Raw genomic sequence first — 22,104 nt, 5'->3', positions numbered from 1 at the left:
AATTAACCTTAAGAAACATTTTTTCTATTCTTCGTTAAACTTTTCTCTGAGAACTTTTTTATAATACTCCTTGTTGTGTCCGTTAATGTGTTCCAGATAGTTGTATTTCTCCTGAAAATATTGTTTTTGACAGTTTTGTGGTAGATACTTGTTAAGGTTATCATCATCGGTATGCTCAACAATAGGGTAAGTAGGAAGTTCCGCAGGTAATAAAGATTTATTTTTTGCTAAAATTTCAATGACATTATAATGGAAAGTAGTTGTACAGCTGAACTTAGGAATATCTTTTTCTATATATTTTTTGAAATAGTAATTGATCACTTCTTTTTTAAAGCTTGTTTCTCCTCGATCAAGCGTAGGAAATATGGTATAAAGCCAGTTGTACTTGATATAATTTTTTAATCTTCTGATTGAAATTTTATCTTCTGAAGAAACAACAATGTTAGGTAATCCGGTTTTATTTAAAACGTCCATTAGGAGCAGTTCTGAGACTTTTTCCAGTTCACCGTGATTCTTCTTCTGACCTATTTGTTCATAAGTATTTATTTTGCCAAATGTATCAATATTTAATTTTTCGTTAAGATATTCATGAAGTTTGGCCCGGTCTCCTGTGTAAACAAATTTATTGCCCTTTTCTACAGCAATATTTAATTTTTCTGTTGGTTCAAGAAATAGATTAATATTTTGATTAAGATCATTAGGAATAGTAATGGAGATTTTGTCTGTTTCAGTAAACTCTTTTTTACCCCGATTATTGAGGGTTACTTCCTTTTTGCCATTTTTTACAATGATTGGGCTATCGGTATTATTGGTAATGGTAAGCGTTTGGGCTTTTACTCCCGAAAATAAAAATACGAGGATGAAAAACAACCTCGTATATATTAATGAATACTTCATATTTTAAAGTATAAAACTCAATCAGTTATTAAATACTGTTATTTATTCACAGTTCTTTAATTCTCTTCCTGAACTTTTTGTTTTTTGGTTAATGTTTTCTTCCTTCAAATATAGCTAAAATATCTGTTGAAGGAGACTTAACCTTATCTGTTAAGCTGTTTGGTTTTCAGCCAATAAGAAGTTGACTGATAAGCTGAAATAGCATCATTTACAAGCTTTTGATCTGTATTTTTTAATAGCTTTTCATCATAATACAGTTTAAACTCCGGAGCAAGGTCACTTTTTTCCAGTTCCAGAGAGTATTGTTTTGCTTTTTTAACCGGAGAAATGATGGTTAAGCGATTATCTTTTACAAAACCAAGATCCTGATACGTTGCAATATAGGCCTTAGGCTGGAATTCCGGTTTGAAAACATCCTGACCTAAGAACTTAGATTGATAATTGAAATTCAATAATCCGAAAAGGGTAGGCATTAAGTCAATCTGGGACATCAGGGTGTCAAATTTCTGTGGCTGGATAAATCCTTCTGAGAAAATCATTGCAGGAATTCTGTATTTATCCATCGGAAGTTCTGTTTTTCCAGCACTGGAAGCGCAATGGTCTGAAACGATAACAAAGACTGTATTTTTATACCAATCCTGTTTTTTAGCCATATCAAAAAACAGTTTCAGAGAGTAATCAGTATATTTTACACCGCCTTCACGGGATTTTGAAGTTCCGGGAATATCAATTCTTCCATCAGGATAGGTGAAAGGTCTGTGGTTGGAAACCGTCATCCAGTGGTTGAAGAATGGTTTTCCTGATTTTGCTTCAGCATTCATTACCTGAATGGCTTTTCTGGCCATATCTTCATCTGCAACACCCCAAACATTGGCAAAGGTAACTTCTTCTGGTTTAAAGTTGTTTCTGTCTACAATATCATATCCGTTTCCACCGAAGAAATCCTGCATATTATCAAAGTAGCTGTAGCCACCATACAGGAATTTTACATCATATCCTTTTGATTTGAATACATTTCCAGTAGTGAATTTGTTCTTATTATCATCTCTTTTGATAATACTTTCTCCAGCAGTGGGAGGAATACAAAGTGTTAAAGCTTCCAGTCCACGCACAGTTCTGTTTCCTGTAGCATAAAGGTTAGTAAACATCAGAGATTTATCAGCAAGACTATCCAGGAATGGGGTGATTTTCTGTGTATTTCCATAATGCTCAAGGAATTCTGCAGAAAGACTTTCAATAGAGATTAATACCACATTTTTCTTAAGTTCCGGCTTTTCTGCTACAATATTTCTTGAGAGCGTATGCTGTGGATATTGGCTTAGGAAATTCTTCTCTGCCTGCTTTTGGTCTAGCTGTGAATAAAACTGGAAATAGTCAAGTTCGTTATGGGTGAAAGCCCAGTAAAACTTAGGAAGTCCGTTGGCTTCAATTTCATCAGCAAAAACATTGTCAGATTTAATCTGCATTAATGACGGAAGAGTCAGTAAGCTGATGGCACAAAGTACAGCAAATGATCCCAGTAAGATTAATTTCTGTTTGAAGTTGGGAAGCTCTAGTAATTCATCTTTTGTCTTTTTATAGATAAACCATGTAATCGTTAATGTAACAAGCATGATCCCTGAAAACAAAGGAACTACAGGGTAGCTCTCCATGATATTTCCAATGACTTCATTGGTGTATATTAAGTAATCTACTGCAATAAAGTTATAGCGTACTCCGAATTCATTATAGAAGAAATATTCACTTACTCCATTAAAGATGATAAGCAGTACATAGAGCAGTAATGTGATAAAATATAAAACATTACGGATCTTGATTCTTTGGGTAGGAAGGAACAGCATTAATCCAAACAGGAATGTCTTTACACCTACAAAAGAAAGGGCTATTTCTGTTACAGAACCACCGTATTGCTTGAAAATATTGTTTGGGATAAGCCAGATATACAGGAAGAATGCAGCCAAGGCTCCAAAAATAATATATCCGTACGGTTTTTTATATTTTGAATTGGATAGGAATAAGAAATAGAGGGCAAGGATAGCACTGGCAAGGATAAAAACAAAAATATCGTTAATAAGACCTACAAACAGTACTTTAATGATCTCAAAAAATCCGAAACTGGCTGTAGTGATGGGATGGAAGAAGAATATTGTCCTTATAAGCAAGGAAATAATCAGATAAAAAACTCCTAAATACAGGAAAGGTTTTATTTTTTTTAGAAACATGGATTTATGGTCTATACGATTTTCGCAAAGATAGTTGTTGTATACAACTTTTAAGTGAAAAAAAGCAAAACCTGATATTTATTAATAAGATTTTAAGAATTTTGAAGCATAATTTAAACGAATGTTTAATGGATTTGCCTTTATTCTTAAATCTTCCAACAAAAAAGGACTATTAAAAAATAGTCCCTATATATTGTTAAAGTATGTCAACGATTAAGAAGAGTGTCCAAAACCGATGTTTCCTTTTTTATCAGATAATTTCTTTTTGAAATCAATCATTCTTAAAGCGGTAACCGCTGCTTCTACACCTTTGTTTCCAAGATCTCCACCGCTTCTTGCAATAGATTGCTCTTTGGTATCATCTGTAAGAACACAGAAGATGGTAGGAGTATCTGTCATGATGTTACAATCCTTAATTCCCTGTGCTACAGCAGAGCAAACATAATCGAAGTGAGGGGTTTCTCCGCGGATTACGCATCCGATAGAGATCACAGCGTCATATTTTCTTTCTTTGCAAAGCTGCATACTTGCGTAGCTTAATTCAAAGGCTCCCGGAACAGGAAAAAGTTTGATGTTTTCTGATTTTACTCCTTCTTTTTCAAGGATTTCCAAAGCTGCATCACGAAGATTGTACGTTACAAAATCATTCCACTCAGAAAAAACAATGCCGATAGAAAAATCTTCGGCATTAGTTATATGAAGTGGCTTGTAATCGGAAAGATTAACTGTTGCCATTTTTTAGTAATATTTAGTCATTTCAATGTAAGAATCAGACATTCCGTTGTCATAATCCTGATATTTCTCGTCAATTGAAGAGAAGTATTTTTTAGCTTCTGCATTTTTCTTTAATCCTAAAGCTACAATACCTGCTTTTCTTGTGAAGAAATAAGTAGTATAAGGATCATCAGAAGCAGTAGCTGCTTTGTCTAGTAATGATAAAGCTTCATCATTTTTGTTCAATCCTGATTTTGCATCAGCCATAGCTCCGTATTTCATTGCCATCAGCGTTTTGTTGTCAGAAGAGAATTTATCTAAAAGATCGTAAGCTTCCTGGAATTTTCCTTCTTTAAATTTCAATAAACCAGCATTGTAAGCAGATAACTGACCGATGCTTGTTCCTGAATATTCGTTAGAAGTTCCGATGAAACCTGGGTTTGCAGCAGATTTTCCTCCTAAAGCTTCAGCATTTTTATTTTCTGTAAGATTTTTCTGAGCAGCTAGGAAGCTTTTTACGGCTTCAGTATTTTTAGGAGCAACTACAAATTGCTTATATCCGAAGAATCCTAAAACTCCTAAAACTAAAACTCCAAATACAATCCCTAAAGGTTTTGAATATTTTTCAAGAAATCTCTCAGTGTTTAAGGCCTCTCTGTCAAGATCTTTGAAGAACTCAACCGTTTCTTTACCTTCTTGCTCGTTCTGAGCATTCTTTCCCAATTTTGCCATAAGTTTTTAAAAATTGAATTGCAAATTTAATTGTTTCTTAGAGATTTACAAAATACTTTTAGAGCATTGTTATATAAATGTTATGAATTATCAACTGTTAATAAGAAAAATGCCTCGAAAACACAGTTTACGAAGCATAATTTTTTTTATTGGTATAGATTAATATTCCAGAATGTGGTAGATCTCTGCACCAAACTTTTTTAGTTTTTCATCCCCATTCAGGCCTTTTAAACCGATCAGGAAACTGAATTGAGCAACAGTTGCTCCCTGTTTTTCTACTAATTTGGCAGCGGCTTCCGTTGTTCCGCCTGTTGCTAAAAGATCGTCATGGATTAAAACTCTTTGTCCGGGCTTTATTTGTCCTTCACGGGTTTCAATAATTGCACTGCCATATTCCAGGTCATATTTTTCTGAAATTACGGGTGGTGGAAGTTTTCCTGCTTTTCTGATTAAGATAAAAGGAACTTCCAATGCTACAGCAATCGCAATTCCAAAAAGATAACCACGGCTTTCTATCCCGCATACTGCATCTACTTTCCCTTTGCTTTTGGCAACAAGGTCTGCAATTACATCTTCATAAAGTTTAGGATCTAAAAAAATAGGCGAAATATCCTTAAACTGAATCCCTGGAATAGGGAAGTCTGGAATATTTTCAATTGTATCTTCTAGTCTTTTGATTAATTCTGCTGAAGCCATTTATGGATTGATTTTATAGCTGGAAATTTTCCAGTCTCCGTTTACATTTTTAAGTCCGAAAGTTACTTTTAATGAAGTAGTCTTTCCGTTTTTATCTGTTACATCATAAGTAGCGTTTACACTTGCCCCATTTGCATTGGTTGCACTTGTGGTAATATTTTTCACACTTACATTTTTTACAGCTCCAAAACCGGAATTAGGATTTGAGAAAGACTCATAGCTTCCCCAACTTGGGTTATTGGATGTATCATAAGCTGCTTTTAGGTTCTGAGAACTTACGCTGCTCAGGAATTTACTTACTGTATTTTTTGGATCTGCAGTAGGCTGCTTTGGTGCAGCTGGTGTTGCAGGAGTTGCTGTACCAGGCTCTGTAGTTGTTGGTGTAGTAGTGGTTGCCGGATTATTCGGATCTACTACTGCACTTGGCTGTTGTGGTACTGCTGTTGTATCTGTTTTTGGAACGGCAGGAACTTTTAAAGCAGCTGCATTTACATCCAATCCAATTTTAGACATCTTGAATGTCTTTGCTGTTGTTTTTACAGAAACGGTGATATCAATTTTGTTATCTACCACTTTTGAAGCTGGAATAGAAGAGAACTTAAGGTTGAATCCTTTAAAGTTGTTATCCTGCATCAGGTTTTTAGCCGTAGAAAGTCTTACTCCATTACTGAATACTTCTAAGGTAGCTTCCAAACCTGCACCGGTAAATGATACTGGGTTTCCAGCGGCATCTACTAATCTTGGTACGATCTGAATGGCTGTTGGTGCACCATTTCCATCATCTCCTGTTGGTCTTGTTACAATAGACAGTGCTCCTGCTTTTACATCGTTAGGATCACTTTCTTTGGCTTTATCATCACCGAAGATATTCATTTCACCCAGTGAAGGTGGAGCAGAACTGGCCCATTCGATTCCGTTTTTCTGTGCAACTTCATCAGCTAAGGTCATAATCTCAGGAACTTTTTTCCCGTTAATCAGTTTTCCAAGAGCTTTTAGCTCATTCACATCCCCATCAGCTTCCACGCCAAATGTTTTAAGGATATAAAGAGCTTCATTAAACTTAATCTGTTTAATGGTAGGTAGGCTGGAAGTCATATCATTGATACTTGACTGCAGCGTTTTAGTATTCGTAGCATCTACATGATCTTTCTTGCATGCTGTAAAAAGCAACAGACTGAAAACAAGTAGAAAAGAAAACTTTTTCATTTTTATTTGGTTTGTTGCAAATTTACTAAAACCTTTATTAATAGTAGATTTTATTTTTTGTTTTGTTCTTTTCATCCTATTATTTTAAAACTAATGTATAAAAAAAGACTGATCGTTTTAACAATCAGTCTTTTATATTTTCATTTATGATAAGCCCTTAGAAAGGATACTCATAAATTTCAGATTCGTGTAAGTAAGGGTTTCCTGTAGGGATCAACTTCAGTTTAGATAAAGCTGAAAGTACAGTAAACATAAATAGTCCAGCTACGAATAGAACTGCTCCCAGGATTAACAAGAATACTTCAGGAGTGTTCCAGAATGGCCCTACCGTTCCCGGCATTACCATGTTGAAGTAATCTAAAAGGTGTCCTAAGATAACTACTACAGCCATTGTGGTAACCACTTTGTAGTTTCTCTTGATGCTGCTACTTACTAATACCAATAGTGGTAATAAGAAGTTAATAACAAGCATTGGTAAGAATGTAGTTCCATAGTGTTGGAATCTTCCGAAGAAGTAGTTAACCTCTTCCGGAACGTTTGCATACCAGTAAAGCATGAACTGAGCGAACCATGTATATGTCCAAAGCATACTTGTAGCGAAAAGGAAAACTCCTAAATCGTGTAAGTGGTTGTCATTGAACTGTGGTAAGAAACCATTTTTCTTAAGATAAACACTTAATAGAATGATTACAGCAATACCACTTGAAAGGCAGCTAACCATTGAATACCAGATATACATTGTAGAATACCAGTGAGGGTCAATAGACATCAACCAGTCCCAAGCCCAAGCAGCAGAAGCAAATCCGAAGAATGCAATATATCCTACTGCCCATCTGTAAAGCATTTGATACTCAACTTTAGATTTAGTTTCATCTACTTTTTTAGACTGAGCTTTAAGTTTCCATGCGAAGAAAGAAGCACCTACTACATAAATGATCGTTCTGATAGCATAGAAAGGAATATTTAAGAATCTTTTCTTTTCGAATAAAATTACGTCAAAGTGTGCAGATTCAGGATTCGTTAATTCCGGATCCATCCAGTGGAATAGGTGGCCATTGTGAGTGATATTTAAAATCATCATAATAACCAGAATAGCACCTCCGTAAGGAATATAAGAAGCGATAGCTTCCATTACTCTTGTAATAATAATTGGCCAACCAGCGTGGGCAGCATGCTGAATACAGTAAAAAAACAATACAGCACAACTTACTCCAAAGAAGAACACTGCTACAAAGTGTAGCGATGCTAAAGGCTGGTTATGAACCTGCATTGTAGCGTGCTCTAAGTGAGCAGCATGATCCTGCGGTCCAACCATTTCACTTGAGTGTGTAGGAGCATCATGTCCAGAAGCATGAACAGCTTCCATCATGTGTTCTATTTGCTCAGTAGAAAGTCCTTTGTTCATAAAGAAGCCAATACCAAACAGAACTAAACCTACAACAAGAAGTATGATAGAAGTTGATTTTAATTTTGGTGAAAAACTATACATTTCTTTTCTTATTTTTTAGTTTCGGTAGTCGTTTCAGTTGCTGGTGCCGCCGCTGTAGCTGCTGCCGGTGCTGCTCCTTTTTTGAAAGCACTCATCACATACATAGCTACTCTCCATCTGTCTCCTGCGTTTAATTGTCCCGCATAAGATCCCATGGCATTTCTACCGTTTGTTAATACATAATGAACAGACCCTACTGTAAGTTCTCTATCAGCATAGTTTGGTACTCCAGAGAATGCTCCAGACTGTACAATTGGTCCTTGTCCATCACCTCCTGTTCCGTGACATGCAGCACAAGTATGGTCGAACAATACTTTTCCTCTTTCAAGGTCCTTAGCAGCATTAGCTGGGTTCAGAGGAGAAGCTGTAAGTTTTTTAGAAGCGTCATAACCTGCGTTGTACTCGTCAACATTTTTTGGTTTTAAACCTTCTTCAAAAACTCCATCTTTATTTTGAGCAACTGATCCTTCTACTGGAGAAAGACCTGTTGCACCATTATTTTTAACAAAAGCAGGAATCTCATTTTCATGATCTGAATACGCATCCTGAGCCTTCATCAATGGATCATAAGCTACCGGAAAATACATGTCCGGGAAGTATACCAACGGAGTATTCTCCTTTGGTCCGCAAGAGTTAAGTAAAACTGTTGTTAAACCTAAAACTGCTGTAATTCTTAATACGTTCTTTTTCATTTTAAGCGTCTTTAACAGTTATTTCTTCAACTCCAGTTTCAATTAGCAACTGCTTTACAGATTCTACATCTTCAGTTACGAATTCCATCATGAATTTATCATCAGTAGTTCTTGGATCTGGGTTCTGAGCTGGAGCTCCTGGATACATTTTGTTTCTAACCAAGAAAGTTAAAGACATCATGTGAGCTGCACAGAATACCATTAATTCAAACATTGGAACTACGAATGCAGGCATGTTGTGTGCCCAGTCAAAAGCAGGTTTACCACCGATGTTCTGAGGCCAGTCATGATTCATCACATACCAAGTTATTGTAGCACCAATAGTAACTCCATAACAAGCATAGATGAAAGCGGCATCAGAAATTCTAGTTTTCTTTAACCCTAAAGCTTTGTCTAGTCCGTGAACCGGAAACGGAGTGTAAACCTCGTTTATTGCGATTCCTTTATCGTTGAATGCTTTAACGCCGTTCATTAAATCGTCGTCGTCAGCATAAAGTCCGTATACAATTTTAGTGGTGCTCATCTCCTTCTTTTGCTTTATAAGTTTCACCTGAGATTTTCAAAATCGATTTTAATTCAGCCTGTGCAATTACAGGGAATGTTCTTGCGTATAATAAGAATAATACAGAGAAGAATCCGATAGTTCCTAAGTATACACCCACATCAATGATCGTTGGTTTAAACATTGTCCAAGATCCTGGTAAGTAGTCTCTAGAAAGGTTGATAACGATGATATCAAAACGCTCAAACCACATACCGATGTTGATGATCAAAGCAACAATGAATGTCCAGATAATGTTCGTTCTTGCTCTTTTGAACCAGAATGAAGCAGGAACCACAAGGTTACAGATGATCAATGACCAGAATGCCCACCAGTAAGGTCCTACAGCAGCACCTGGAGAAAGATATGTGAAATCTTCAAATCTAGATCCTGAGTACCATCCGATGAAATATTCAGTAGCATAAGCTACAGTTACCATACCACCTGTAAGAACGATTACGATGTTCATAATTTCGATATGATACATTGTAATATATTCTTCTAAGTGACATACTTTTCTAGCAACTAACAATAGTGTCTGTACCATTGCAAATCCTGAGAAGATCGCACCAGCAACGAAGTAAGGAGGGTAGATAGTTGAGTGCCATCCTTTAATTACTGAAGTCGCGAAGTCAAAAGATACGGTTGTGTGTACCGAGAATACAAGTGGAGTTGCTAAACCTGCAAGAACCAAAGAAAGTTCTTCAAATCTTTGCCAGTGTTTTGCTTTACCACCCCAACCGAATGCAAGGAATGTATAAATCTTTTTAGTCCAAGGAGTCTTAGCTCTATCTCTGATCATTGCAAAGTCAGGGATAAGTCCCATGAACCAGAATACAGTTGATACTGAGAAATACGTAGAGATCGCAAATACGTCCCAAAGTAGAGGAGAGTTAAAGTTCCCCCAAAGAGAACCGAACTGGTTTGGTAATGGGAATACCCAGTATCCAACCCAAACTCTACCCATGTGAATTACAGGGAAGATTGCTGCCTGTACAACCGCAAAGATCGTCATCGCCTCTGCAGATCTGTTTACAGACATTCTCCATCTCTGTCTAAATAATAATAATACCGCTGAGATTAAGGTTCCGGCGTGACCAATACCTACCCACCATACGAAGTTGGTAATATCCCAACCCCAGTTAATAGTTCTGTTAAGCCCCCATGATCCAATACCTGTTCCGATAGTATAAGCGATACATCCGAATCCATAGATGAATAGAACTAAGGCTGCATATAATGAGATCCACCATAATTTACCTGCTCTTTCTTCGATAGGTCGTGCAATATCTTCTGTGATATCGTGATAAGTTTTGTGACCAATAATTAGAGGTTCCCTTATCGGAGCTTCGTAATGTCCTGACATTTTTTACCTATTTATTATTTAAACTTTATTTTTCTACTCTGTTTCTTACTTTAGTGTGATAGAACACGTTTGGTTTTGTTCCGATCTCCTCTAGTAAATAATATCTTCTGTTAGAGGCATACACCTTTCTAATTGAAGAATCTTTATCATTCATGTCTCCAAATGTCATTGCACCAGTAGAACAAGCTTTAGAACAAGCTGTCTGGAATTCTCCATCCTTCACTCTTCTTCCTTCTTTCTTAGCCTCAAGAATTGTATTCTGAGTCATTTGGATACACATTGAACATTTCTCCATTACCCCTCTAGTTCTTACAACTACATCAGGGTTAAGTACCATTCTTCCTAAATCGTTGTTCATGTTGTAATCGAACTTATCGTTTAGGTTATAAGTAAACCAGTTGAAACGTCTTACTTTGTACGGACAGTTGTTTGCACAATATCTTGTACCGATACATCTGTTGTAAGCCATATGGTTTTGACCTTGCTTACCGTGTGAAGTAGCCGCTACCGGACATACAGTTTCACATGGAGCGTGGTTACAGTGCTGACACATTACTGGTTGGAAGATTACATCTGGATTATCAGCCGGGTGGTTCAATGCCCCTCCGTCTCCGAATGCAGTACCATATAATTCAGGTACAGCCATTCCTTCTTTTAATCCTTCATAAACTTCAACTTTCTGTCTTGAAGAATAGTAACGGTCAATTCTTAACCAGTACATATCTCTAGACATTCTTACCTCTTCTTTACCTACTACAGGAACGTTGTTCTCAGCCTGACAAGCAATGATACATGCTCCACAACCTGTACAAGAGTTCAAGTCAATAGATAAGTTGAAGTGAGGACCGTCAGTATCATCAAATGCATCCCAAAGGTCGATTTTTCTTGCTGGAAGAGCTCCGCTGATTGTGTGGTATTCCAAAGGCTTATTCCATCCTTTGTGCTCGTCATCAATGGTACGTTGATGAATTCAGCTAGAGGAACTTCCTTAGCGATTTCGTAACGACCCATTAATGTATTCTGAAGCTGGATACCTGCGAATTCGTGATCTTCTCCTGTTTTCTCGATTTTAACACCAGAAAGAACAAGGTTAGAACCATCGAATAAAGGATAAGCATTTACCCCTGTATCAGCAGTTGCTCCTGAGTTTTTCTTACCATAACCAAGCGCAAGACCTACTGATCCTTCTGCTTGACCTGGCTGTACGAATACAGGAACGTCTTTTATTGTAACTCCGTTTACAGTAAGGTTTACGATAGAACCATCTAACTGCATTCTCGCGTTAAGATCGTTATCGATAGCAAACTTTTCTGCATCTTTTGGAGAAATTGTTAAGTAGTTATCCCAAGACATTCTTGTGATTGGATCAGGTAACTCTTGTAACCAAGGGTTGTTTGCCTGAGTTCCGTCTCCCATTGCAGTCGTAGTGTATAATACTAATTCTAATTCGGAAGCTTTGAAGTTTCCTAATTCAGCAACAGCCTGAGCAGCGTTTCCACCTGCATAAGATAATGTTGTTGAGTTAGTAGAAGCATTGATACCGTTATATAATGCTTTGTTGAAAGAAGTACTACCTAAAAGAGAAGCAGAGCTTGCCTTTAAATAATCGTAGTAGTTGTTAGCAGCATTGTTTTTACCATTCTTCCAAACCAATAGAGATTCTTCAATCTGTCTTGATTTGTAGATCTTCTGGATTGTAGGCTGCATTAATGAATATACTCCAGTCTGTGGTTCGATATCTCCCCAAGACTCTAACCAGTTAGCTACTGGAATAACAGCCTTAGCTGCTTTGTACATTTCATTTTTCTTATCAGCAACAGCAATTACATAAGGAACTTTAGATAAAGACTTTTTGAAGTCTTCTCCTTTTGGATGAGCATAGATAGGATCTACGTTGTTTGTAACTAATACTCCAACTTGTCCACCGTTTACCCAACCTAGGAATTCCTGGTATCTTGCACCGTTGAATTCTTTTAGGAAGTTAGCTTTACCAGTGAAAGCAACTGAACCTAACTTTTGGTTGATTAAGTGTGCTAAAACCTGTGCACCTTTAGAACCGTCAGCAAAAACAACAGCTTTGCTTCCTTTTGCTTTAAGTTCGTTAGCAATTTCAGTAGCAGTCTTGTCTGAAGTACCACCACCTACGATTGCGTTGTAAACTTCAACTAAAGTTTTGTTTACTGCACTTGGCTTTAATCTGTATCTTGAGTCTGCGTTAGCACCAGTTAATGACATGTTAGACTCCACCTGGATGTGTCTTAACATGTTTGCTCCTGGCTTTCTAGCAGCTGCATAAGAAGACTCTAAGCTTGAAGCGTTATAATCTCCTAAGAAATCAGCCTGGAAAGAAACTACCAATTCAGAACCGTTAAGGTCATAAACAGGTAATGCTCTCTGTCCGAATACTTCCTGAGCAGCATCTAGTCCTGCAGCATACGGATATGCATCGAAGGTTACTAATTCAGCTGTAGGATATTTAGCTTTGAATTCTGCAAATAACTTCTTGAAAGTTGGTGAAGCAAAAGAGTGTGATAAAACCACAATCTTTTTGCCTGACGCTTTAGCTTCTTCCAAACCTTTGATAACGAAACTGTCTACTTTATCGAAAGTTTCATCTTTACCGTCTAGTTTAGGCTGCTTTACTTTATCATTATCATAAAGAGAAAGTACACTTGCCTGAGCTCTTGCGTTAGTTTTACCTAAATCACCACCAGCCGGGTTTGGTTCAATTTTGATTGGTCTACCTTCTCTAGTTTTTACTAAAACACTAGCAAAGTCGAACCCATCAAAATATGTTGAAGCGTAATAGTTAGGGATTCCTGGAATAATATCATGCGGCTTTACCACATAAGGAATCGTTTTGATTACCGGAGCTTCGCAGGCAGCTAAAGTAACTGCTGCTGTAGAGAATCCTAGTAATTTAAGGAAATCTCTTCTTGAAGTACTTGATCCGTTTGTCTCAGCATCTCCAAGGAAATCTTCTACCGGAATTTCTTCCTGAAACTCTTTCTGAGCCAGCTTATTATTTAAAGCTGGATCTTTAAGTTCATGAATACTTCTGAATTGTATTTTGTTTGAAGCCATTTATACTTCTAATTTTTTAGTTATTAATAATGACATTTACCACACTCAAGACCTCCAATTGCATCTACAGTGATTTTACCTCCATCTTGTGGATATTGTTTTTTCAACTTGTCGTGTAGATTCTTGAAGTACTCTTTATTATAACCGTTGTTCATATCAACCTCAGTAGTTCTGTGGCACTCGATACACCATCCCATAGTAAAGTCGTTAGCCATCTGAACAACATTCATTGTATCAATTTTTCCGTGACAAGCTTTACAAACAACATCAATTTTGTTGTTAGGGTTCTTCTTGTTGAAAGAGTTGATGATCGCTTGTTCACCAGCAATTACGTGCTGAGAGTGGTTGAAGTAAACGAAGTCTGGCATATTGTGGATTCTTGTCCACTCAACCGGCTGTGTTTTTCCTGTGTACTGTTGTTTAGCAGGATCCCAACCTGTTGCAGCGTAGATCTTCTGGATTTCTCCGTCATAGAAAGCCTTATCTTTTCCTGGCTCCATGTAGTGATCTGCGTTGTATTCAGAAATTGTTCTGTGACAGTTCATACAAACGTTCATAGAAGGAATCTCAGATACTTTTCCGTATTTAGCACTAGAGTGACATAATTGACAGTCAATTTTCTGTTCTCCAGCGTGGATTTTGTGAGAGAAGTAGATAGGTTGTTCAGGTTTGTAACCTTTGTAAACACCGATCCACATTAACCAGTTCCAAACTCCGTAAGCAGCAAGAATAGCAAGAATTGCTAATAACGCCTTACCAACGTAGTGGAACTTCTCGTACATTTCACTGAAAGAACGAACTCTTGTTTCGTTAAGCCCTGATAACTCTTCAGATTGACCCAGTTTTACTAATTGTCTTAGTTTAACCAAAATCCAAACTAATAGACCAGCAATGGCTAAAAGTGAAATAATAACGATGTTTGTTGTGCTTTTGTCTGCAGGAGCTGCAGATGTACCTTCACCAGCGGTTGCTTTAGCTTCATCCTTTTTTGGCTCCGGCTCTGGCGGATTAGTTGTGAATGCTAAAATGTCGTCTATATCCTTATCTGTAAGATTTGGAAAGACCTGCATTTCAGTCTTATTAAACTTTTCAAAAATCTCATTGGCGTATTTATCCCCAGAAGCTCTAAGAGCTTTGTTGTCTTTGATCCACTTGTGAAGCCAATCTTTGTCTACACCACCTTCTGTCTTTACACGTTCTACAACACCTTTTAATGGTGGTCCTACAACTTGTTTGTCCAGCGCGTGACATGCAGTACAATTCGCTTTGAAAAGTTTCTCTCCGTTTTTAGGATCGCCGTCTTGCCCGTAAAATGAAGCACTGGTTGATAGCAATAAGCCTATTGCGATCAACGTTTTTTTATAATGCTTTCTCCAACTAATCATTTAAATTATCTTATGTTAGTAAATTATTGAACATTCAATCAATTCCGCAAAAATAATATTTTTAACAGAAATTTAACGGCAAAGCGAAAGGGGAAAATATCATTTACGTTTAATTTGTATTGATTCTAAATAACTGGTTTGGTATAGTTTTTTAATTTGTATAAATTTGCGGAAACAAGTTTAAATGAGAAATTTGATTAAAATATTTTCGATATTATCATTATTTAGTTTTTATAGTATTGAAGCACAGCAAGTTGTTAAAAAAGACACTCTTTCAGGAACGGAACTCGTTATTACAATGGATTCCAAAATAAATGCTGCTTTGGAAAGTGTTGAAGATAAATGTTCAAAAGTTGTTACAAATAATCCAACCAAAGATTACAGTAATATAGACTCTGGAATTTCTTCAGGAACGAGTACAAAACCGAATAAAATTTATGTACCGAATAGGGAATTAACCAATGCTGAAATCTGTAGAAAAAATCCTAGAATTTTAGGATATAAAATTCAGATTACAACAGTGAAAAGTAATGAGGAAGCTAATGAAGTGAAGTCTTATTTTAGAAAAAGATTTCCTAACCTGAAGGTAGAAACGGATGCTTCTTTAAGACCCAACTATAAAATTTTAGCAGGAAGTTATTTTACTAAACAGAGTGCAGCAGGAGATCTTTCAAGAATCAGAGAGTACTTTAAATCTGCAGTTGCTGTTCAGTACAGAATTTTCTGTTCAGAAGCGAAATAATATTGAAATTTTAAAATATAAAGCCGGGATCACTCCCGGCTTTTTTTATTGGTAATAAGTTTCTAAAAACCAAAAGAATTCGGACATTCTGAATATATTATTTGAAAGTAAGTAAACAAATAATAAGCTGACGGTAAGTGTTAAAAAAGACATCATTTTAGGAGAGGACCTGTAGGCGTAGAATAACCATCCAATGAGCAGTGGGTATACAAACACAAAGTGCCCGCCATAAATATATGAAGTGTGAAGACCAAACCTCATTATACAATGAATTAAAATATCGAAAAGGAATGAGATCATAATGACCTGAACCCATTTGTTTTTAAAATTCTTCAGGTAACTCCAACTTATCAGTATTAATACTATGGCTACGAAAATATAAGAAAATGGGGAAGAATAAAGATCCATATAAAGACCTTTAAAATTGAAACCTTTCATATTATCCTTATCTGAAAGGATAAAACTTGGGAAGAGAATATTGCCGCCAAAAAAGAAAGATAAAACCATATCCCAGGTCGGCATAGTTTCTACATTGGAGAATTTCTCGTACTGTTGATTGGTCTTTGAAAAAATATTCTGGTATTTGAAATCAATTCTATAAAGGTAGAGTAATGCATATATGATGACAGCGATTATTCCTCTTAAAATAGCACCCCCTATTTTTTTCCAGCTTTTGAAAAGACCTTTTTCAAAAAATACCGGAATAAAAATTTTTACAATGTTGGTGATAGTAAGTCCTCCAATAGTAATGCCGGCCAACGACAGTGCTGCTGCCGGAATCTTTTCTTCCTTTCTGAGCTTTATTGCTGCATAATAATTGTACAATGAAAGCAAGAAGAGAGTATAAGTGAAATTTTCCGGAGTAAATGATAGGATAATATTGGTGGAAAAGATTCCAAAAAATAGGGTAATGAAAAGACTGTATGTTAGTGGCAGTCTAATGATGTTTTTAAGATATTTGAAAATCTGAACAACATTTAAAGTAATGATGATGTTGCTAAGCCATGCTAAAGTTAGTCTGAAAGTCATATCCATTTTTCCTCCCGAAATCAATAGGCATAATTCTTTGATCCAGTTGAAAAAATAATAGGATAGTGGATGTCTTTCAAAACTTCCGCCGGTCATAAGGATAGATTTGTTGTCAAAGCTGAAATAAGCATCCCAAGGAATCCTGCTATCGAAAATAATCCTGTAATGAATGGCAATATAAGAACCAAGGATTCCGTAACAGGTGATGAAAAACAGAAAAACACCCAGTTCAGAATAAGAGGATGGAAAAACCAGCCTGAAAAAGTTAGCAAATTTTGTTTTAATAAATGACACGTGTCGTATTTTTGCAAAAGTAAAATAAAAAACCACCATAATTGGTGGCTTTATGAATATTGTATAAGCGTTGTGGTTATTGCTTAATGATTTTTTCTGTAGAAGAAGTTCCGTCAGCAAATTCTACTTTCATCAGATAAGTTCCTTTTGGAAGAGATGAGATATCTGTATTTCCGGATTCTGTTTTGTTAAGAGTCTTTCCGGACATATCAATAACAGCTGTTGATTTAATCTTTTTATCCGTTTTAATATTTACTTCTCCTTTTGTAGGGTTTGGATAAACAGATATGTTGGTTTTTGATTTCGAGACTTCAGATGTTCCAAGAGATCCGCTGGCTATAACCTGTACATCATCTATTGAAACAGCATCAGCATTGTCTGCAACATATTGGAATCTTATTTTGACATTCGTTTGCCCCACATATGCAGCTAAGTCTCTTTGTACAGTAACTGTATTGTATAAATCTGTATCTACATTTCCATCTCCATCATCAATGAAACCTGGTTCACTGTCTTCATTCCATAGGGTTGTCCAGCTTGTTCCGCCATTAGTTGATATCTGTGCCAGCAGATTACCTTCATTTAGGCTTATCATATATCCCCAGCCTAGTTTTACTTTGAAATTTAGCGTTGGATTTGTTACTCCTGCTAAACTGAAAGCTGGGCTTACCAAGCTTGCATCATTTGCACCCGCAACCCAGTCTATCGTTGCAGAATTGCTTCCGTTTATAGTAAATCTATTTCTTAATTCAGTAGAAGTAGCAGATGTTCCGGAAAAAACAATACTGGTAGAGTTCCACGCTCTTTGTGTGTTGGTATTTGATTTTGTCCATCCGGTTGGGGGGAATGTTGCCCCGTCAAAATTTTCTGATAGTATTGTCTGTGCATTACTGTAAAAGCATGATACTATTGCTAAAGAAAATATAATTTTTTTCATGTTAAAAGATTTCTCTAAAATTAGGGAAAATATTTAATATGATGTCAAAAATTCAATATTTATGGTTTTTTATATTGTACTTGTTAAGAACTACACGAAAGTGTGGAGCATCCCGCAGTGTCATCATATCCGGATGGTCTTTTAATGGAGAACTCTGGAAACATTTCTTCATAAGGGTTTTCCAATGCTTTGGTGAGCTTACTCAACATCTCTGTTTGCCCATTGTTGATTTCCTCAATACATTCATAGAGCAGATAGTTTCTGAGAATGAATTTGGGATTTGATTTCGCCATTATTTGTAAAGATTCTTCTTTTGAAATGGTATTTGAGTGCAATCTGGCTTCGTATTGTTCAATAAAGCTTTTGAGTTTTCCAAGTTTTTCTTCATTTAAAAAAGAGTAGGAGATATTGCTGAAGTGTTCTTTTAAGTCTACTTCTGCCGTCACCTTTTCCAACTGATTGAAAAATAAAGTATGATCAAACTCCAGTTCCTGCATTAATCCCTGCCAGTTAGTAAAAAACTCTTCATCCTCTTTTCTTAATTCATCAAACCCGAACTTTCTGCAAAGCATTTTGTCGTGAGCCTCCCAAAAATAGCTGCCATATCTGTTTAAAGTATTTTCTAAAAACTTTTCATCCTTAATTAACGGGTGGAGTGCATTGGCGAGTTGCCACAGATTCCATTGAGAAATTTGTCCCTGTTTTCCAAAAGCATATCTTCTTCCCGGAAGATCGGTAGTATTGGGAGTGAAATTTAAATCATATTCATCCATCATAGAATAGGGGCCATAATCAATGGTTAATCCTAAAATAGACATGTTATCTGTATTCATAACTCCATGTACAAACCCAACTCTGAACCATTCCACCATGAGGTCTGCGGTGCGGGTGCAGATGTTTTCAAAGAAGTCTTTGTATTTTTGAATGTCCGATGATGTAATTTCCGGATAGTAATTTTCAATAATAAAATCCAATAAATCCTGTAAGGTTTTGTATTCCTGTTGGGCGGACATGAGCTCAAAGTGACCAAAGCGGATAAAACTATCAGCTGTTCTGATGACTACTGCTCCTTTTTCCAATTGTGGATTTCCGCTATACATGATGTCACGAATAACATCTTCTCCGGTAAATGCAAGGCTTAAAGCTCTGGTTGTAGGAACGCCTAAATGGTACATAGCTTCACTCATCAGATATTCTCTTACGGAAGATCTTAAAACAGCTCTTCCGTCTGCATGCCGTGAATAGGGAGTTGCTCCGGCTCCTTTCCATTGAATTTCAGTTTTTTTTCCTGAATTATTGGTGATCTCACCTGCAATAATTGCTCTTCCGTCTCCAAGTTGTCCTGCCCAGTTTCCAAACTGATGTCCTGCGTAAGCTGTGGCGTAGGTCTGAACATTGTCCGGAAGGTTATTTCCGACCAGGAAATCAAGATCTTTTTCGTCGAACATGCCTAATCCTATTTCCTTTGCTAACGGTTCATTGAATGCTATTAATTGAGGCTTGTCAAAGCCTGCAGGTTTAATTGTTGAAAATAACACCTTTGGAGTATTTCTCTGCATAGGATTGTTGGAAAAATCTCCCGGAAATTTCGTGATAAAAGGTTGGCTGATGCGTTCGATATTCATCCTTCAAAGGTATTAATTATAAAAGAAAAGACCTTCCAAATTATTGAAAGGTCTTATGTATTTGTAAAAGAGAAATTATTTATTAAAATCTACCTCATCGTTTGAATGAAGGTTTTCATTGATATTTTCCTCTTTCTTTTCTGTAGGTTTCTTAGGGGTTGGATCTGCCGGTCTTGGATTCTTGATCTCGTCTATGGTCTGAAGACTGCCGTCATCTCCATATCCGCCACCTAATCCTTTAAGGTTTGAACAACCGTCTTTCCAGTCTGAAGGTTTGGTGAACTTATCATCCGGAGTAACTCCTAATGTTTTGTCTGCCCATACTTTCTTCATGAAGATCGCCCAAATTGGTAATGCCATTCTCGCACCCTGACCTTCACCGGTTCCAAAGAAGTGAGTTGCTCTGTCTTCCCAACCTACCCAGGCTCCTGTTGCCAGTTTAGGAGTGATTCCCATAAACCAACCATCGGAGTTGTTCTGTGTAGTACCTGTTTTAGCTGCAATTTCAACACCTTTTGAAATTCCTCTTCTTCCCAGTTCTCCAGAAGCGGTACCATATTGTGCAACACCTTTCATCAGTTCGATCATTGTGTAAGCGTACATAGGGTTCATTACTTCTTTAGGTTCTACATTAACCTCTTTAATTACTCTACCGTTGGCATCTTCAATTCTCCAGATCATTTCCGGCTTATTGTAGTTTCCATAGTTGGCGAAAGTACTGTAGGCGCCTAACATTTCATAGATGGTGATATCTGATGAACCAAGTGCAATGGTATTGTTTCTAGGAATGTCTTCTGTTACACCCAAATCTCTTGCGGTCTGGATAACAGCATCTACACCTGTCATTTCGATAAGTCTTGCAGCAATCGGGTTCTGAGAGTGTGCTAAACCATCTTTTAGAGTAAGCATTCCTCCTCTTCCCGGTACATGCCATCCGTTGTGGTCATAAGTTCCGTTAGAAACAGTTGAACAAGGAGTCATTCCCAATTTCATAATTGCAGTGGCATATACGAAAGGCTTGAATGTAGATCCTACCTGTCTCTTACCTTGCTTAATGTGGTCGTACTGGAAGTGTTGCCAGTCGATACCACCTACCCAGGCTTTGATCTCTCCGGTTCCGGGAACCATAGACATTAGACCTGCCTGTGCAATTTGTTTGTGATACCTGATAGAGTCCCAAGGTGACATTTCAACTTCTTCTTCTCCAGCCCATGTAAATCTTGATGTTTTGATTGGCTTTTTGAATTCCATCATAATAGAATCATCAGGCATTCCGTCAGCTTTTAACAGCTTGTATCGGCCTGTTCTTTTCATGGCCTGAAGCATCACATCATTGATTTGTTTGTCTGTAAGGTAGTAGAAAGGTCTGTTCTTTCTTCCTCTCTGTTCAGCATCAAATCTTTTCTGAAGATCAGTTAAGTGTTCCTTGATTGCTTCCTCTGCATACTTCTGCATTTTAGAATCAAGGGTAACATAGATCTTTAAACCGTCTTTATATAGATTAAGTTTTTTTCCGGTTTCTTTTTCGTGAGATTCAAGATATTTATCAATTTCTTTTCTCAGATAGAATTTGTAGTAAGCGGAATATCCGTCAGTAATGCTTTTAATTGGGTGAAAATCTACTTCTACAGGAGTGTTGATGGCTTTTTCATAGGTAGCAGCATCAATATATCCTGTTTTCTGCATCTGATCCAATACAACATTTCTTCTTTCTTTTGCCTTTTCAGGATATCTGTACGGATTGTTTTTTCTTGGGTTTTCAAGCATTGCTACAAAAGTTGCAGCTTCCGGTAGAGTAAGCTCAGAAGTTTTTTTGTTAAAATAAACTCTGGATGCCATTTCAACACCGTTTGCATTGAATAGAAAGTCGAACTTGTTGAAATAAAGAGTGATAATCTCTTCTTTTGTATATCTTTTTTCAAGACTTACAGCAACTACCCATTCTTTCAGCTTCTGGAATGCTCTTTCAAATTTATTCTGAGAGGCTGTTCCTGTGAAAAGAAGTTTTGCTAACTGCTGAGTAATGGTAGAACCACCACCACGTCCCCCTCCGTAAGCAACTGCTCTGGCAATAGAGTATAAGTCTATACCTGAGTGTTCTTTAAAACGCTCATCTTCTTTTGCCTGAAGGGCATAGATAAGATAAGGTGGAAGGTCTTTGTATACGATAGGCTGAGTCTTTTCTTTCTCAAATTTACCCAGTGTTACCCCATCTGAAGATATAATTTCAGAAGCTACGAAGATATCTGGATTTTCAAGTTCTTTTACATCTGGCATTTCTCCAAGGAATCCTTGGGAAACGGCAAAGAAAAGCCCTGAAATCCCTAAAACTACCGCAATGAGTCCAATCCAAATAAATGAGACCCATTTTTTCCAAGAGGTGTTCTTTTTTTTGGGAGGGAGAGGAAATGTTTTCCCCTTATTTCCTGCATTTTTATTGTTTACTTCCATTT

Annotated in this window: 16 protein-coding genes and 1 pseudogene; 1 reads left to right on the top strand and 16 read right to left on the bottom strand. The window is 36.9% G+C overall.

Annotation, left to right across the window (positions count from 1 at the left end; translation table 11 throughout):
* Positions 1 to 24: 24 nt before the first annotated feature.
* The 12 genes and pseudogenes from BOQ64_RS10110 to BOQ64_RS10055 form a co-directional block, all read right to left on the bottom strand.
* Complete coding sequence (locus BOQ64_RS10110; RefSeq protein WP_129057972.1) at positions 25 to 897, bottom strand: hypothetical protein; 873 nt, start codon at positions 895 to 897, stop codon at positions 25 to 27.
* Between the two features lie 143 nt (positions 898 to 1,040).
* Positions 1,041 to 3,119, bottom strand: coding sequence for an LTA synthase family protein (locus BOQ64_RS10105; RefSeq protein ID WP_129057971.1), 2,079 nt, complete (start codon positions 3,117 to 3,119; stop codon positions 1,041 to 1,043).
* 213 nt (positions 3,120 to 3,332) lie between these two features.
* Positions 3,333 to 3,854 (bottom strand): 6,7-dimethyl-8-ribityllumazine synthase, encoded by a 522-nt coding sequence (gene ribH, locus BOQ64_RS10100; RefSeq protein WP_129057970.1) that lies wholly within the window; start codon positions 3,852 to 3,854, stop codon positions 3,333 to 3,335.
* 3 nt (positions 3,855 to 3,857) lie between these two features.
* Complete coding sequence (locus BOQ64_RS10095) at positions 3,858 to 4,565, bottom strand: tetratricopeptide repeat protein (RefSeq protein WP_129057969.1); 708 nt, start codon at positions 4,563 to 4,565, stop codon at positions 3,858 to 3,860.
* A 159-nt stretch (positions 4,566 to 4,724) separates the two neighbouring features.
* A complete protein-coding gene (locus BOQ64_RS10090; protein ID WP_129057968.1) occupies positions 4,725 to 5,261 on the bottom strand; it encodes an adenine phosphoribosyltransferase in 537 nt (178 codons plus the stop codon).
* Complete coding sequence (locus BOQ64_RS10085; protein ID WP_129057967.1) at positions 5,262 to 6,467, bottom strand: hypothetical protein; 1,206 nt, start codon at positions 6,465 to 6,467, stop codon at positions 5,262 to 5,264.
* A gap of 157 nt (positions 6,468 to 6,624) precedes the next feature.
* Entirely contained in the window at positions 6,625 to 7,956 is a 1,332-nt protein-coding gene (locus tag BOQ64_RS10080; protein WP_129057966.1) for a quinol:cytochrome C oxidoreductase, read from the bottom strand.
* Between the two features lie 8 nt (positions 7,957 to 7,964).
* Positions 7,965 to 8,648, bottom strand: a complete 684-nt coding sequence (locus tag BOQ64_RS10075) for a c-type cytochrome (RefSeq protein ID WP_129057965.1) — start codon at positions 8,646 to 8,648, stop codon at positions 7,965 to 7,967.
* Between the two features lies 1 nt (position 8,649).
* The gene (locus tag BOQ64_RS10070; RefSeq protein WP_045491790.1) at positions 8,650 to 9,171 is read right to left on the bottom strand and encodes a DUF3341 domain-containing protein; all 522 of its coding nucleotides are present in this window, start codon (positions 9,169 to 9,171) and stop codon (positions 8,650 to 8,652) included.
* A complete protein-coding gene (gene nrfD, locus BOQ64_RS10065) occupies positions 9,158 to 10,555 on the bottom strand; it encodes an NrfD/PsrC family molybdoenzyme membrane anchor subunit (protein ID WP_068940796.1) in 1,398 nt (465 codons plus the stop codon). The genes BOQ64_RS10070 and nrfD overlap by 14 nt, the downstream gene beginning before the upstream one ends.
* A gap of 25 nt (positions 10,556 to 10,580) precedes the next feature.
* A pseudogene (locus BOQ64_RS10060) lies at positions 10,581 to 13,639 on the bottom strand (TAT-variant-translocated molybdopterin oxidoreductase).
* A 23-nt stretch (positions 13,640 to 13,662) separates the two neighbouring features.
* Positions 13,663 to 15,024: a c-type cytochrome gene (locus tag BOQ64_RS10055; RefSeq protein WP_129057963.1), complete on the bottom strand. Its 1,362-nt coding sequence runs from the start codon at positions 15,022 to 15,024 to the stop codon at positions 13,663 to 13,665.
* Positions 15,025 to 15,208: 184 nt separating this feature from the next.
* Between BOQ64_RS10055 and BOQ64_RS10050 the strand changes: the two genes are divergently transcribed.
* Complete coding sequence (locus BOQ64_RS10050) at positions 15,209 to 15,766, top strand: SPOR domain-containing protein (RefSeq protein ID WP_129057962.1); 558 nt, start codon at positions 15,209 to 15,211, stop codon at positions 15,764 to 15,766.
* 45 nt (positions 15,767 to 15,811) lie between these two features.
* On the opposite strand, the gene BOQ64_RS10045 is transcribed toward BOQ64_RS10050, so the two are convergent.
* The 4 genes from BOQ64_RS10045 to BOQ64_RS10030 form a co-directional block, all read right to left on the bottom strand.
* Positions 15,812 to 17,089 (bottom strand): DUF6080 domain-containing protein, encoded by a 1,278-nt coding sequence (locus BOQ64_RS10045; RefSeq protein WP_228448299.1) that lies wholly within the window; start codon positions 17,087 to 17,089, stop codon positions 15,812 to 15,814.
* Between the two features lie 76 nt (positions 17,090 to 17,165).
* A complete protein-coding gene (locus BOQ64_RS10040; RefSeq protein ID WP_129057961.1) occupies positions 17,166 to 18,026 on the bottom strand; it encodes a T9SS type A sorting domain-containing protein in 861 nt (286 codons plus the stop codon).
* A gap of 83 nt (positions 18,027 to 18,109) precedes the next feature.
* On the bottom strand, positions 18,110 to 19,651 hold the full coding sequence (locus tag BOQ64_RS10035) for a protein adenylyltransferase SelO (RefSeq protein WP_129057960.1): 1,542 nt from the start codon (positions 19,649 to 19,651) through the stop codon (positions 18,110 to 18,112).
* Between the two features lie 75 nt (positions 19,652 to 19,726).
* Entirely contained in the window at positions 19,727 to 22,102 is a 2,376-nt protein-coding gene (locus BOQ64_RS10030; RefSeq protein WP_129057959.1) for a transglycosylase domain-containing protein, read from the bottom strand.
* Positions 22,103 to 22,104 lie beyond the last annotated feature (2 nt).

The organism is Chryseobacterium sp. CH25 (genome assembly GCF_004119455.1).
GTDB lineage: Bacteria > Bacteroidota > Bacteroidia > Flavobacteriales > Weeksellaceae > Chryseobacterium.
Note: the sequence above shows the minus strand (reverse complement) of the source record. Positions and strands in the feature narration are given on the sequence as shown.

Coding starts and splice junctions, on each gene's coding strand:
- BOQ64_RS10040 (WP_129057961.1), bottom strand. CDS start 18,026: ATGAAAAAAATTATATTTTCTTTAGCAATAGTATCATGCTTTTACAGT.
- BOQ64_RS10055 (WP_129057963.1), bottom strand. CDS start 15,024: ATGATTAGTTGGAGAAAGCATTATAAAAAAACGTTGATCGCAATAGGC.
- BOQ64_RS10050 (WP_129057962.1), top strand. CDS start 15,209: ATGAGAAATTTGATTAAAATATTTTCGATATTATCATTATTTAGTTTT.
- BOQ64_RS10105 (WP_129057971.1), bottom strand. CDS start 3,119: ATGTTTCTAAAAAAAATAAAACCTTTCCTGTATTTAGGAGTTTTTTAT.
- BOQ64_RS10085 (WP_129057967.1), bottom strand. CDS start 6,467: ATGAAAAAGTTTTCTTTTCTACTTGTTTTCAGTCTGTTGCTTTTTACA.
- BOQ64_RS10080 (WP_129057966.1), bottom strand. CDS start 7,956: ATGTATAGTTTTTCACCAAAATTAAAATCAACTTCTATCATACTTCTT.
- BOQ64_RS10035 (WP_129057960.1), bottom strand. CDS start 19,651: ATGAATATCGAACGCATCAGCCAACCTTTTATCACGAAATTTCCGGGA.
- ribH (WP_129057970.1), bottom strand. CDS start 3,854: ATGGCAACAGTTAATCTTTCCGATTACAAGCCACTTCATATAACTAAT.
- BOQ64_RS10090 (WP_129057968.1), bottom strand. CDS start 5,261: ATGGCTTCAGCAGAATTAATCAAAAGACTAGAAGATACAATTGAAAAT.
- BOQ64_RS10070 (WP_045491790.1), bottom strand. CDS start 9,171: ATGAGCACCACTAAAATTGTATACGGACTTTATGCTGACGACGACGAT.
- nrfD (WP_068940796.1), bottom strand. CDS start 10,555: ATGTCAGGACATTACGAAGCTCCGATAAGGGAACCTCTAATTATTGGT.
- BOQ64_RS10075 (WP_129057965.1), bottom strand. CDS start 8,648: ATGAAAAAGAACGTATTAAGAATTACAGCAGTTTTAGGTTTAACAACA.
- BOQ64_RS10030 (WP_129057959.1), bottom strand. CDS start 22,102: ATGGAAGTAAACAATAAAAATGCAGGAAATAAGGGGAAAACATTTCCT.
- BOQ64_RS10110 (WP_129057972.1), bottom strand. CDS start 897: ATGAAGTATTCATTAATATATACGAGGTTGTTTTTCATCCTCGTATTT.
- BOQ64_RS10095 (WP_129057969.1), bottom strand. CDS start 4,565: ATGGCAAAATTGGGAAAGAATGCTCAGAACGAGCAAGAAGGTAAAGAA.